The sequence below is a fragment of the Streptomyces sp. NBC_01429 genome (assembly GCF_036231945.1).
Lineage (GTDB): Bacteria > Actinomycetota > Actinomycetes > Streptomycetales > Streptomycetaceae > Streptomyces.
On record NZ_CP109599.1, the window covers coordinates 510,501 to 524,633 of the forward strand.

General features: G+C 72.5%; 9 protein-coding genes. 8 read left to right on the forward strand and 1 reads right to left on the reverse strand.

Annotation, left to right across the window (positions count from 1 at the left end; all coding sequences use genetic code 11):
• Positions 1-271: 271 nt before the first annotated feature.
• Positions 272-484, reverse strand: coding sequence for a hypothetical protein (locus tag OG627_RS02325; protein WP_329060878.1), 213 nt, complete (start codon positions 482-484; stop codon positions 272-274).
• Here OG627_RS02325 and OG627_RS02330 point away from each other — a divergent pair.
• The 8 genes from OG627_RS02330 (at position 483) to OG627_RS02365 (ending at position 14,106) form a co-directional block, all read left to right on the forward strand.
• The gene (locus OG627_RS02330; RefSeq protein ID WP_329060880.1) at positions 483-1,934 is read left to right on the forward strand and encodes an acyltransferase domain-containing protein; all 1,452 of its coding nucleotides are present in this window, start codon (positions 483-485) and stop codon (positions 1,932-1,934) included. The two genes, OG627_RS02325 and OG627_RS02330, sit on opposite strands and share 2 nt — an antisense overlap.
• Complete coding sequence (locus OG627_RS02335; RefSeq protein ID WP_329060882.1) at positions 1,931-8,059, forward strand: SDR family oxidoreductase; 6,129 nt, start codon at positions 1,931-1,933, stop codon at positions 8,057-8,059. The genes OG627_RS02330 and OG627_RS02335 overlap by 4 nt, the downstream gene beginning before the upstream one ends.
• Before the next feature lie 17 nt (positions 8,060-8,076).
• Positions 8,077-9,099, forward strand: a complete 1,023-nt coding sequence (locus OG627_RS02340) for a 3-oxoacyl-[acyl-carrier-protein] synthase III C-terminal domain-containing protein (protein ID WP_329060883.1) — start codon at positions 8,077-8,079, stop codon at positions 9,097-9,099.
• 8 nt (positions 9,100-9,107) lie between these two features.
• Positions 9,108-10,574: a cytochrome P450 gene (locus tag OG627_RS02345; RefSeq protein WP_329060885.1), complete on the forward strand. Its 1,467-nt coding sequence runs from the start codon at positions 9,108-9,110 to the stop codon at positions 10,572-10,574.
• A 10-nt stretch (positions 10,575-10,584) separates the two neighbouring features.
• Positions 10,585-11,694 carry a Rieske 2Fe-2S domain-containing protein gene (locus tag OG627_RS02350; RefSeq protein ID WP_329060888.1) on the forward strand — a complete coding sequence of 370 codons (1,110 nt, stop codon included), beginning with the start codon at positions 10,585-10,587 and terminating at the stop codon, positions 11,692-11,694.
• Between the two features lie 123 nt (positions 11,695-11,817).
• Entirely contained in the window at positions 11,818-12,711 is an 894-nt protein-coding gene (locus OG627_RS02355; protein ID WP_329060889.1) for a 3-hydroxyacyl-CoA dehydrogenase family protein, read from the forward strand.
• The gene (locus tag OG627_RS02360) at positions 12,708-13,007 is read left to right on the forward strand and encodes an acyl carrier protein (protein WP_329060891.1); all 300 of its coding nucleotides are present in this window, start codon (positions 12,708-12,710) and stop codon (positions 13,005-13,007) included. Before OG627_RS02355 ends, OG627_RS02360 begins: the two co-directional genes overlap by 4 nt.
• Complete coding sequence (locus tag OG627_RS02365) at positions 13,000-14,106, forward strand: acyl-CoA dehydrogenase family protein (RefSeq protein WP_329060893.1); 1,107 nt, start codon at positions 13,000-13,002, stop codon at positions 14,104-14,106. The genes OG627_RS02360 and OG627_RS02365 overlap by 8 nt, the downstream gene beginning before the upstream one ends.
• Positions 14,107-14,133 lie beyond the last annotated feature (27 nt).

Genomic DNA, 14,133 nt, shown 5'->3' on the forward strand with positions numbered 1-14,133 from the left:
GTTCGAATTCCTGGACGCGTTACGTTCGAGTAAAACAATCATATCCGGTCGAAACGGACCGCCATGGTGATTGTGGCCACACGACCGACCGCGACTTACACGAGACCTCACCCAGCGACAAGAGCGCAATCGCCACCCGCTGTTACATGATTGACGAATAATAAACACGATCTGTTTAGGCTGAAACTAAGTCCCGAAGATCATTGACCCTCCGAAAGAAGCACAGTTACCTTAAATGGCGTCCCTGTCCGGCAGCCCCCCCTGCACAGGTTCACGCATTTGTGGAAATGGCAATCAGCGACAGTAAGGACAGAGCCCGTATTTCGCTGAAGCCGCCGCTCGGGTATAGCGCAGCAAGTGGACGTATGTCGTCGATTTCGTCGCGCCGTTGTGGCGTTTCAGGCTCCCGGTCGGCCGATGTGAAATCGCCGGCGGCCGGGGCGGAGATGAGGGTGATACACGTGGTGAATTCTGTCTTTGTCATGCCCGGTACGGTGGCCGCCCCGCGTGGGGGTATTCTGCGCGATTTCCACAACCGTTACGAGTCCGTACGGGAAACACTGTCCCGCATCGACAAGGCGGCCCGGGAAATGGGGCTGCCCAACATCAGTGCCCGGCTGATCGAACACAACGACACGAGCGACCGGCGCGGCCCGGAGGTGCAATATCTGGAGATCTTCGCGGTCAGCATCGCGACGCACCACATGCTGATCGCCGAGGGCGCCCGGCCGGTCGCGATCGTCGGGCAGAGCATCGGGGAGCTGTGGGCCCTGGCCGCCGCCGGGCACCTGTCCGTGGAGGACGCCGCGCGCCTGGCCGTGGCCCGGTCCCAGGTACTGACCCGGCAGAGCTGGGACGGAAAGATGATCGCCGTCGGTGTGGACGGCCGCCGAGCGGAGTCGCTCGCCGGGCTGCTCAACCATCCCCACCTGGTGCTGGCCTGCGAGAACGCCCCCCGGCAGAGCGTCATCAGCGGTCCCGAGGCGTTGATCGAGCACGTGGAGCGGGTGGCCGACGCGCTCGGCTGGCCGAGCCTTCCCCTGGACGTCCCGCATCCGACCCACACTCCGGCGATGGCGCAGGCCGCGCGTGACCTGCGGACCAGCGCGCCGCGCGTTCCGTACGGCGCCGGGCGCTGGCGGGTGTGCTCACCCTGGCTGGGGCGGGACGTCGGCGACGACGACCCGGTCGACCTGGTGGCCGGCGCGCTCACCGCCCGGGTCCGGATGCTGCACACGATCCGTGAACTGCACGCGGCAGGCGCCGACGCCTTTGTGGAGTGCGGGGAGTGGCCCGTCGTCACCAAGTTCGTCGAGGCGTCGATCCCGGGCGTGCAGTGTGTCGTCCCGCTGAGCGAGAGCGACCCGGTCGAAGCCGTCAGGGCGCTGCTCGACGAGACCGTCGGCGGCCCGTTCCGCCCGGGCTCGACGGTGCCTTCGGGCGACAGGCGTGTTTCCGCCGCGCGGGTGAGCGCACCCACGGCGGCCGGCCCCGTCGCGGTACTCCCCGCCACGGCGCCCGCGCCCCCGGCCCCCCTGTCCTACACGGCTCCCGTCTCCTACTCTCCCCCCGCGGATCTGACCGCCCCGGCCGCCCCGGCCGCCCCGACGGCTCAGGTCGTGGCCGCTCCGGTCGCCGTCGCCCCGGCCGCCTCGGCGGTGTCCGCCGGACTGGACTACGAGACGGTCCTGGCCGAGTTGCGGACGATCTACGGCGACTTCCTGGGCTACCCGCCGGACCTCCTCGGCGAGGACGACGGCCTGGAGTCCGAGCTGGGAGTGGAGTCGCTCAAGCAGGTCGTCCTGCTCGGCCGGGTGTCCGACCAGTTCGGACTGCCCGATCTGCGGTCGGATTCCTCCCTGTTGACCGCCGGCACACTGCGGCGGATCGCGGAGAGCGTCGTGCGGAGCCGGACGGAGGCTGCCGGGCGATGACCTCCACGGACAACCTGCGGGGCCGGGTCGCACTCGTGACCGGGGCCGCGAAGAGCCTCGGCGCGGACATCGTCCGCCGCCTGGCGCAGGGCGGTGCCCATGTGATCGTCAACTACTTCCACTCGGTCGACCAGGCGAAGCTGCTGCGGGCGGAGCTGGAGGAGGCCGGTCACAGCTGCGAGTTCATCCGCGCCTCGGTGGCCAAGACCAGCGAGATCGACCGGATGTTCGACCTGGTCCAGGAGCGGCACGGCGGTCTGGACATTCTGATCAACAACGCCGCCGGCGGGGCGTTCCTGCCGCTGTTCGAGGTCGACGACACCTACTGGCAGCGGGCGTGGTCCACCAATGTGATGGGGGCCTACCACTGTTCACGCCGGGCGGCCGAGCTGATGGCGGGAAGAGAGGGCGCGAGCATCCTCTGCCTGTCCAGCGTCGGAGCGCACCAGCCGGTTCCGGGATACGGCCCCGGCGGTGTCACCAAGGGCGCCCTGGAGTCGCTGGTCCGCTATCTTGCGCTCGAACTGGTCAGCCAGGGCGTCCGCGTCAACACGGTGCTGCTGGGCTCCGTCGCCAGCGAGATCGTCGTCAATCTCGACGATCCGGCGGCGGCGCTCGGTGACCCGGCCGAGGCCGGGGAGCTGATGCGCCGTACCCTCTCGACGCCGGACGCGGCCAAGTTGATCGTCCACCTCCTGCACGAGGACACCGGCTTCATCACCGGGCAGACCATCGTCGCCGACGGCGGCATCAGCATCGGCGGGATGCAGGGCCTGCGGCTGCACAGCAGACTGGCGGACCGGGTGAGTACGACCGCCCGGCGCCAACCGGCCGCAGTGGCCGCGCCGGTCGCAGTAGCCGCGCCGGCCACAGCGGCTACAGCGCCCCGGGCGAACCCGCCCGCCGCCGAACAACCGGCGGCCGCCCGCCCGGCACCCGTACCCGTATCGGTACCGGTCGCCGCCCCTTCCCCGTCCCCGTCCCCGGTAGCGGCCCCGGTGGTGGAGACGTCCCCCGAAGCGAGGCGGCCCGTCCCTGCACAACCGGCGGCGGCCCGCCCGGTGCCCGTACCGGCCCCGGCGCCGGATCAGGCGCCGGAGGCGGACCCCGGAGCCGTCGCTGTGGTCGGTCTCGGACTGGCCCTGCCCGGCGCGAACAACACGGCGGAGTTCTGGGACCGGCTGCGGGAGGGCGTTCTGCTCTCCAGCGAGCCGTCCGCCTTCGACCTGAAGCACTTCTGGGCGCCCACCCGGGAGGACACCGACTCCTTCTACGTCCGCGAAGCCGGTTATCTCCACAACTTCGTCCCCGACCCCGCCTCGCTCACCGAACCGGACGGGAACGTCGGCCACCCCGGATGGCCGCGGACCACACGCTGGCTGCGGCACTGCACCGTCCAGGCCCTGGCGGGGGTGCGCCGGCGCCCCACGGACCGGTGGCTCGCCGCGACCACCGGTATCCACGACCAGACGGGGCTCGGCCCCCAGGGGGTCGTGCTCGGTGACGAGTACAAGCGCATGGTGCGCGAGGCGATCCCCGCCGGCCAGGACGGTGACTGGCTGGCCGAACTGGCCGACCACGCGATCAGCGCCCACTACGGTGGCGACGGCGGCAACCCGCAGGCGTATCTGCCAGCCGCCGTCTCCCGCAACGCGCTGCGCGGACTGATCCCCGGCGACTCACAGCACCTGACCCTCGACGCGGCCTGCGCCAGCGGGCTGTTCGCCCTGGACGCGGCGGTCAAGGCGCTGCGCGAGGGCTCCTGCGAGGTGGCGCTGGTCGGTGGTACGTCGGTGATCGAGCCGATCGGGTTCACCCTCTTCTGCCGGGCCCAGGGCATCTCGATGAGCGGCAAGGTACGCCCCTTCGACCAGGCTGCCGACGGGACCCTCATCGGTGAGGGCGCCATCATGCTCGCCCTCAAGTCGTACGCGCGGGCCGTGGAGGACGGCGACCGGGTGCTCGGTGTCGTCCGGGGCACCGGTCTCGCCGCCGACGGCCGGGGCAAGGGCATCCACGCCCCGGCCACCCGCGGGCAGGAGCTGGCGATCGGCCGGGCCTGGGCCGACGCGGGCGTCGAGGCCGACGACGTGGACTGGGTCGTGGCCCACGGCACCGGCACGCCGGTGGGCGACGAGATCGAACTGCGCTCGCTGCTCTCCCGGTTGGGGCCGCGGCAGCGGGCGTGCCTGCTGACGTCCAACAAGCAGGTCTTCGGACACACCGGTGTGCTGGCGGGGCTGGTCTCGGTCGCCCACGCGCTGGTCGCCCTCGAACGCGGGGCGGTCCCCGGCCAGCCCGTGGTCACCGATCCGCATCCGCTGCTGGGCGACGGCGAGCGGCTGACCGTACCGGTCGTGGACGCGCCCTGGCCGACGGACCACGCGCGGCCGCGGACGGTCGGGATCTCGTCGTTCGGCCTCGGAGGAGCGGACGCGCACGTGATCCTCTCCGACCGGGTGCCGACGGCCGCCCCCGCGCAGCGGCGCGGCACGGACGTGCGCACCGACACGGAGGACCTGGTCGTGGTGGGCTGGAACACCCACCTGCCCGGCCTGGACACCGCCGAGGTACCCGCGTGGCTGCGCGGCGAAGGGCCGCTCCCTGAGGCCGGCTTCGGCACGCCGTACCCCCTGCCGTCCCCCCGCCAGGTGCGCATCCCGCCGCTGACGATGCGGCACATGGACGCCGCCCACCTGATGATGCTCCAGGCCATCGGCCCGCTGCTGGACCAGCTCGGCGAGCCGGGCACCAGCCTGCGGCCCACCACGGCGGTGATGGTGGGCTCGACACTGCCGACCACGCACAACACCCGGGCCGCGCTGCGGGTGCACGCCGCCGAGTGCGCCACCACCTTCGACATCCTGCCGGACCCCGTCCAGGCGCGGACGCTGAAGGAGTACCTCGCGAAGGGGATGGCGGAGGCCGAGGGGGTGATCCCCGGCGGCCTCAACGAGGACGACTTCACCGGGGCGGTCTCCTGCATCCTGTCGGGCCGGGCCGCCAACTACTACGACTTCCAGGCCATGGGGACCAGCGTCTACTCGCACCGGGACTCCGCGCACACCGCTGTCGACCTGGCCCTGCGTCAGCTCCGCCACCGGGCCTGCGACCTCGCCCTCATCGGCGCCGTGTGCCTGCGCCCGATCAGCGGCTGGGACCGGCACCTCACCGGTCTGGTGCCGGAGGGCCGGTCCATCGCGGAGGGCGCCGCCGTCCTGGCGGTCACCCGGCGCTCCACCGCGCTGGAGCACGACCTGCCCGTCCTGGGCTCGCTCTCCACCGCGGTCGACAGCGCGGGCCCCGGGCACCCGGCCACGCCCGCGCACGCCCTGCCCGTGCTGTCCGGCGCCGGACACACCTATCTGTCGCTGGACGCCCTGCTGGCGGTCGTCAAGGGCGTCGTCACGGAGACGGACACCGTCGTGACACCCGCCGCCCCCGGATCGCCGCTGATCCGGTTCACCGGGCCGGCCGGTCCGGGGCACGACGCCCCTGCCCGGGAGGCGGCGGCGGAGCGGGCGGCGCCCACCGGGGCCGCGCCCACCGAACCGGCGCGTACCGGTCCCGCCCCGGCCGAGCCGGAACACACCGAGGAGTTCACCGGCCGCCGCCAGACCTTCCGGCTCGTGCCGATGCCCCCGCCCCGGGGCGACTCGGCCACGCCGCCCCTTCCGCCGGGCACCATCGTCCTCACCGACGCCCCGGATCTCGCCGCGGCGGTCACCGGCCCGGACATCGCCGTCTGGTCCCCTCGGCCGGGCCTCGCAGCCACCACCCACGTCCCGCCCGAAGAGGCGCCCGGCGCCCTGGCCGGTCTGCCGTTCGTACCACGCCACATCCGGGTCCTGGCCCGGTTGCCGGTCGACGACGACGCGGGCGACGAGGCCGAGGCCACCCGGCTGGAGGATCTCCAGGACCTCACCTTCACCACACTCCAGGCGGCGCTGCCCGCGCTGCGCTCCGGCGGCTCCGTCGGCGCGGTCCTGCTCGGGGCGCTGCCGGACGACCTGCCGCCCCCGCTGAGCGGGCTGTTCACCGGACTGGTCCGCTCCGTCCGCGCTGAGGTCCCGCAGTGCGGCGGGGTGGCCCTGCTCAGCGACGCGCCGGATGCCGCGACCGCCCTGGACCAGCTGGCGCGGGCGGGCACCACCGAGGTGCCCACGCACACGCTGGCCTGCCGCGGGGGCGACTGGTCCGCCCTGGCCGTCGCCGACGACCACGCTCCACCGCCCCCGGCGGGAGAGCCATCGCTGCCGCCCGGCTCGGTCGTGGTCGCCTTCGGCGGCGCCCGGGGAATCACCCCCGAGCTGCTCCACACGGTCGCCCGCACCAGCGACCGGCCCCACGTGTACGTCATCGGCCGCACCCCGCTGCCGGAATCCGGCGAAGCGCTGCCGCCGCAGGCCGAGTTCATCGCCGCCGAGCGCGGCAGACGCCCCGGCGCGTCGCTGGGTGAGCTGCGGGCCACCTACGAGAAGGCCGAGGCGCGCCTGGAGGTGAGCCGTACGGTGCGACGGCTGGCGGAGCTGTGCGGCCCCGACCGTGTCCACCACCGGGTGTGCGACGTCCTCGACGCCGAGCGCACCGCCGCCGTCCTCGGCGAGGTCCTCGACCGGCACGGCCGGATCGACCTGCTCATCAACACCGTCCTCGACCTGCGCTCCCGGGTGCTGCACGCCAAGACCCTGACCGATTTCCGGGCGGTCCGGGCCACCAAGGCCACCGGCTACCGCAACCTGAAACGGGCCCTGGCCGGGCACACGCCCCGGATCTGGTGCAACTTCAGCACACTGGCGACACTCGCTCCCGCGCCCGGTGACATCGACTACTGCGCCGTCAACGAGTACCTCGCGTACGCCAGCGCACGGGCCCAGCGGCACGGACCGGACGGCCATCAGGAGATCGCGATCCTCTGGAGCGGGTGGCGGGAGGTCGGTGTCGCCAGCAGCGTCTCCATGCGGGAGACCCTCAAGCGCAACCAGATGGACGCCTACATCAGCACCGCGCAGGGATGCGCGCAGTTCCTCTCCGCCGTGACCCGGCCACCGGCCACCGGGGTGGCGTTTTTCATCCGGGAGGAAGAACGCGTCCTGCTGGCCCGGCGCGGGATCAGCACCCACGGTTCCGCCGGCGAACCGAGGATCCCCGCCCCGGACGCGCCGCCGCCCGCCGTGCCGGATCCGGCGCTGACCACACCGCTGCTCGACGGTGTCCTGCACCGCGGCACGGACTGGGCCGTCTTCACCAAGACCTGGGATCCACGCACCCTGTCCGAGCAGGACGGGCGGTGGATGCGCCACCACCGGGTCAACGGCGAGTACGTGCTGCCCGGTACGTTCACCCTCGAAGCCGCGGCCGGCGCGGCCTCGGCCCTCTGCCCCGGCCTGGTGGTCACCGGGTTCCGCGCTCTCGCCTGCCGGGCCTCGATCACGGTCAGGCTCGCCGGGCCGCTGCGCACCGTCGCGGTGGAGGCCCGGGTCACGAGCCGGCAGCGCGACCGTGCCGAGGTGGCCGTCAGGATGACGGCACACCGGATCGGCAAGAACGGCAAGGTGCTGCGCTTCAACGACCTGTTGTGCGAGACGACGGTCGTACTGGCGGACCGCTACCCCGCACTCCCCGCACCGCCCGACAGCTCGTCCTACGAACCCGAACCGGATTTCGTGATGCCGGTCTACTCCCCCGACCCGCCGATCTCGCTCACCGGCCCGTTCGCCGGCACCAGCGACTACGCCCGCGGGCCGGACGGGAACAGCGCCAGGTTCTCGCTGGACCACGCCGCCTGGGCTCCGGCCCTGGCCGGGATGACCGTGCCGACGATCCTGCTGGACGCGATGGTGCACCTGCTCCTGCTGCCACCGCGCGGTGACCACCCGCCGCTGGTCGGCCCGATGGCCGGCCTCGACGAAGTCGAGCTGAGCGGGCCGGGCAACGACTGCCGCCTCAGCGAGGAGAACCCGGCCATCCGGCTGCACTGCGACTTCGACACCGGGGACCTGACCGCCGTGACCGGTGGCGGCCGGGTGCTGGCCCGGATCGCCGGGGTCAGCGCGCACGCCCTGGACCACAGCGGAGAGCTGATCCGGCCCCGCCCCGGCGTCCTCCAGTCGCCCCTTTCCTGACAGCCGAGGAGACAGCAGTGTTGTGGCAGGACATCACGATCGCCGGGACCGGCGCGTGGGTACCCCCCATCAAGCCCGAGCACGAACACGAGCCGCGGGGCGGACCCGGCGGCGGGCAGCCCTCCGCCCTGGCGCTCAACGGATTCACCTCCGCCGCCGTCTCCAAGGACGAGACGGCGACGCAGATGGCGGCCCGGGCCGGCCTCAAGGCACTGCGCCACGCGGACGTCGCCAGTGCCGACCTGAGTCTGCTCGTGCACGCCGGCTTCCAGGACGGGGACCACTACACGCCCGCCGCCTACCTGATGCGGGTGCTCGGGGGAAAGGACACCGCCGGGATCGAGGTCGGCGCCGCCAGTGACGGCGGGGCCGCCGCACTCGTCACCGCGGCCGAACACCTCACCGCCCGGCCGCACGCGAAGGCCACGCTGGTGACCACCGGTGTGCGGTTCCCCGAGGAACGGTGGGGATATTCGCGGGAGTTGGGTTACGTGGCCGGGGACGCCGGCGCCGCCGCCGTCCTCACGCGCGGAACGGGCTTCGCCCGCCTGGTGGCGACCGCCCATGTCACGGAGCCGCAACTGGAGGGGCAGACCCGGGCCAGGGAGGGCTACACCGGCGCCGCCCGGCGGTTCCCCGTCGAGGAGACCGGGTTCATGCCCCACATCGACGTGCTGCGCCGGGCCACCCACCGCTCCGTCCAGGCCGTCCTCGACGAGGGCGCCGTGAAACCGGGCGACGTCTCGCACGTGGTGCCCATCGCGATCGGGTCGGTCGTGCTCGACCTGCTGCTCAGCGGCTCACCGCTCGCCCTCCGTGCCGACGACACCAGCTGGACCTACGGCCGGCACCTCGGCCACGCCGGTCCGTCCGATGTCCTGCTCGCCCTCGACCGGACGTTCCGCTCCGGCACGCTGCGGGCCGGAGAGCACGTCCTCGTCGTGAGCTTCGGGGTCGGCTTCCGCTGGACCACCGCGCTGATCGAGATCACCCGCGATCCTGTCGCCCCGGCACCGGCCGGCCGTCAGAATACGAATTGAGGTTGTCCATGACAGACACGAGTACGGCGACCGCCGCGTCGGTTCCGCTCGCTCCACGGGCCCTGCCGCTGCTGGGCCACGCGCTGCCCCTGCTCCGCGATCCGCTGGCGTTCATCATGTCCCTGTCCGGGTATCGCGAGATGGTCCGCGTCCGGCTGGGGCCGAGTTCCGCCGTGATGGTCTGCGATCCGGACCTGACCCGTCAGGTGTTCCTGAACGACCGCGTCTTCGACAAGGGCGGCCCGATCTACGACCGGATCCGCGAGGTCATCGGCGACGGCCTGTCCACCTGCTCGTACACCCTGCACCGGCGGCAGCGGCGGCTGTGCCAGCCGTCGTTCCACCCCACCCGGATGCCCGGGTACGGGGCGGTGTTCGCGCGGGCGGCCGAACTGAAGGCGGCGTCCTGGCGCGACGGCGACGTCCTCGACGTCACCCAGGAGATGATGACGCTCACGACGCGGGCCACCATGGAGACGATGTTCAGCGGCGCGCTGCCGGCGGAGACCATGCGGCGGTCCCTGGCCGACACCGCAACCATCGTCAGCGCGTTCTTCCGCCGGATGATGACCCCCGGCGTGCTGCGACAGCTGCCGACTCCGCAGAAGCGACGCTACGACCGCGCCCGCAACCGGCTGTCGGCCACCATCGCGGAGATCATCGCCGATCGGCGGGCCGACCCGACCGACCACGCCGACCTGCTCTCCACGCTGGTGGGGGCGGTCGACGAGGAGAGCCAGGACGGCCAGAAGCAGCTCAGCGACGCCGAACTCGCCGACGAGGCCCTCACGTTCTTCCTCGGCGGGATGGAGACCACGGCCATCACTCTGGCCTGGGCGCTGCACCTGCTCGCCACGAACCCGGATGTCCAGCACCGCCTCCAGGTCGAGACCGACGGCGTTCTCGCGGGTGAGAAGCTCGATCCCGCGCACCTGCCCTCGCTCGGCCTGGCCTCGCGCGTGGTGACCGAGACGCTGCGGCTCTATCCGCCCGCCTGGATGATGACCCGCACGCTCAGGCAGGACACCGAACTCGGCGGGGTGAGCCTCAAGAGCGGCAGCACCATCGTGCTCAGCCCGTACCTGCTGCACCGCCGACCCGACCTGTACAACGAGCCCGACCGGTTCGACCCGGACCGCTGGCTCGACGGTCAGCCCGACCGGGCCACCTACATCCCGTTCGGCGCCGGCGCGCGCAAGTGCATCGGGGACCAGTTCGCCCTCACCGAGGCCATCCTGGCCCTCACCGCCATCGTCGCCCGCTGGGAGCTGACCCCCGTGGGCGACCAGCCGTTCCAGCCCAAGGTGGAGACCAGCCTGAGTTCGCGCGGACTGAACCTGCGGCTCAGTGAGCGGCGGACGGGCGGCGCCGACGGCACCGAGCTGCGCGCGGCGGCGCCGAAGTCCACCTCGGCCCAGCCGTCCACACAGCCGTCCACACAGCCGGGTGGCTCCGCCTGCCCGGTGCAGCACTAGGAGCGATGCCATGAAGCCTCACTTGAAGCCCCTGGTGAAACAGCTTCTCAGCTCCCGCGAGGTCGGCCGGTTCCACGCCGTCCCCGCCGACACCCTGCACGCTCCGTCCCGCCCTTACCCGAACGGGTGGTTCTGCCTGGCCTTCACCGACGAGGTGCGGCCCGGATCCGTCACCACCCGTCCGCTCGCGGGCGCGGAGGTCGTCCTCTACCGGACGACCAAGGGCGTGCTGCGGGCCGTCCGGCCGCAGTGCCCGCATCTGGGAGCGCATCTCGGGGTCGGCGGATCGGTCGAGGGCGAGGACATCGTCTGCCCCTTCCACCGGTTCGCGTTCGACCCGGCCGGTGCCTGTGTGCGCACCGGGTACGACAAACCGCCGCCGAAGGCGTCGCTGACGCAGTATCCGGTGTGCGAGGCCAACGGCTCGGTCTACGTGTGGTGGCACGCCCTCGGGCTGCCCCCGCAGTGGGAGGTCCCGGTCTTCCCCATGGACGACCGGCAACCGTACAGCCACGACACCTTCGACATCGCCGGTCACCCGCAGGATGTCATCGAGAACGCCTTCGACTGGGGGCATCTGCCGGCGCTGCACGGGCTCAAGGGGCTCGACATCGAGGGCGCGCCGGTGGCCGGGGAGCCGGTCAGCACGGTCACCGCGACGGCCCGCGGCACGATGATGCGCGGGATGCGCCAGTCCTACACGCTCACCGTGATCGGCCTGGCCACCATCGCGGCGCGGACGGCCCTGCCCCGAGGCGCGGGCAATCTCTACGTGATGCTCCACGCGACCCCGACCAGCCCCGGGCGCATCCAGCTCCGCTTCGGCACGAAGCTGGAGCTGACCGGCATCCCCCGGGTGCCCGAGAGGATCGGGCGCGCCGCGACGCTGCCCGCCGCCCGGCTGCTCAGCTCCGTCCTCCAGCGGGTGGCGAGCGTCGACACCGGCGCCGACCTGCTGATGTGGCACTACCAGGAGCATGTCGAGCAGCCGAAGCTCGCCAAGGGAGACGGCCCGATCGGCCGCTACCGGCAGTGGGCGAAGCAGTTCTACTCGGAACCCACGGACGGCCTCGTACCACCGCGGCCGTCCCGGATCGAGGTGAACAGCCCGGAGGACTGACCGCCGACGGCAACGGCCCGGGTGCCGCTCGAACCGCCCCCGGGCTCGCCGCCGCCCGCGATCACCGTGTTTCGACGTACCCCGGACACCGGCCGGCCGGGCCGGGACCGAGAGAGAGGCGACATGGCAGCGGAGAACGGTACGCCCTGGGCCGGAGGACGACTGGCTGTGCTCGGAGCGGGGGTGATGGGGTCGGGCATCGCCGCGCTGGCGGTCGGGCACGGGATCGCGGTGTCGCTGATCGACCCGGACCGGCGCCGGCTGGACGAGGCCCCGGCGAGGATCGGCCACCAGGTGCGGATGGCGCGGCTGATGGGCGCGCTGCCGGACGAGGCCGTCGAAGGCGCCCTCCTCACCGGCCTGTCGCTCGCCGACCTGGTGACGGCCGGCGACGCGGCGCCGGCCGCGGTGATCGAGGCGGTCACCGAGGACGCGGACACCAAGGCGAAGGTCCTCGCCGACGTGTCCGCGCTGGTCGTGCCGGGCACCCCGGTCATCTCCAACACATCGGCGATTCCGATCGACGAACTGGCCCGCACGACGGCACGGCCGGTGGATCTGATCGGTACCCACTTCATGAATCCGGCCTACCTGATCCGGACGGTCGAGGTCATCCGGGGCACGCGGACCGGCGCCGCCACCCTGGAGGCGCTGCGGGGCCTGCTCGCCGCGCTGGGCCGGGAGCCGATCGTGGTCGACGACGCGCCGGGTTTCGTCACCAGCCGGATTCTGCATCCCATGATCAACGACGCGGTCCGGGTGGTGGCGGCGGGTACCGCGAGCGCCGAGTCGGTCGACCGTCTCATGCAGGGATGCCTGGGGCACCCGACGGGCCCGCTGCGCACCGCCGACCTCATCGGGCTGGACAACCTGGTCGACTCGCTCCGGGTGCTGCACAGCCGGACCGGCGACGAAGGGTGCCGCCCCTGCGACTTGCTGCTGGAGATGGTGCGGGCCGGTCACCTCGGCCGCAAGAGCGGGCGAGGCTTCTACGAGTACGAGGGAGAACAGGCATGACCACGTCATCCGACCGGCCGGTGGAACCCATCGGCGGCCCCGGCACCGTACAGGCGGACCTGCTGCGGTTCCTGGAGAAGCGTACGGGGAGGACTTGGACGACCGGCGCGGACGTCTTCGGTTCCGGTGGGCTGTCCTCGCTCTTCGCCATGGAGCTGGTGGTGCATCTGGAGAGGACGTACGGCATCGCCGTCCGCGGCGCCGACCTGCGGATGGAGAATTTCCGGACCATACAGCGGATGACCGAGCTGGTCGAACGGCTCCGGCAGCCGGCCTCCGGAGGCTCCGGTGCGTGACTCCGTGGCCGCGGCGGCCGCGGCGGTCACCGAGCTGGTCGACGACCGCGCGTCCGACTGGGACCGGGCGGGCCGGCTGCCCGAGGACGTGGTGCGCAAGCTCGGTGCGGCCGGGCAGCTCGCCCCCCAGATGCCGGCGGAGTACGGCGGACCGGGGTGGAGCAGCGCGGACAGCGGCGAGTTCACCGCCCATGTCGGCAGTCTGTGCGGCTCGCTGCGGAGCGTCATGACCTCGCAGGGCATGGCCGCGTGGACCGTCGAGCGGCTCGGTGACCCGGAGCAGGCGGCGGATCTGCTGCCGCGGCTGGCCTCGGGTGACACGGCGGCCGTGGCCTTCAGCGAACCGGGGGCGGGCAGCGATCTGTCGGCCATCGAGGCCACGGTCACCGTCGAGGGGGACACCCTGTCGCTCAGCGGCAGAAAGAAGTGGGTGACCGCCGCCGACTACGCCGATTTCTTCCTGGTCGTCGCCAGGATGGGGGAGGAAGGGGCCGTGGTGGTGGTGCCCCGGTCGGCCCCCGGGGTCCGGGTGCGGCGGGTGGCCGATCCGCTCGGCTGCCGGGCGGCCGGGCACGCGGACATCCTCCTGGACGAGGTGCGGCTGCCGCTCGGCAGCCTGCTGGGCGGCGGGCTGCAGCCGCTGTCCCTGCTGGTGACGACGGCGCTGGCCTACGGCCGGATCTCGGTCGCCTGGGGGTGTGTCGGTATCCTGCGGGCCTGTGTGGCGGCGGCCGTCGGGCATGCGGGAACCCGGCACCAGTTCGGCCGGCCCCTGGGGCGGCATCAGCTCGTCGCCCGGCATCTGGCCGACCTGTGGACCGCCGAGCAGATCGCCACCCGGGCCTGCGAGTACGCCAGCCGCTGCTGGGACGAGAACGCCGCCGATCTGGTCACCGCCGTCGTGCTCGCGAAGTACGTCAGTGCCGAGCACGCGGCCAAGGGCGCGGCCGCCGCCGTGCAGGTGCTGGCGTCGGCGGGGGCGCAGGACGGTCACGTCGTCGCGCGGGCGTACCGCGACGCCAAGCTCATGGAGATCATCGAAGGCAGCACCGAGATGTGCCAGCTGATGCTGGCCGACCACGCGCTCAGCCTGCGGTGACCCCGTTCATGACCGCCGCGGAACGCT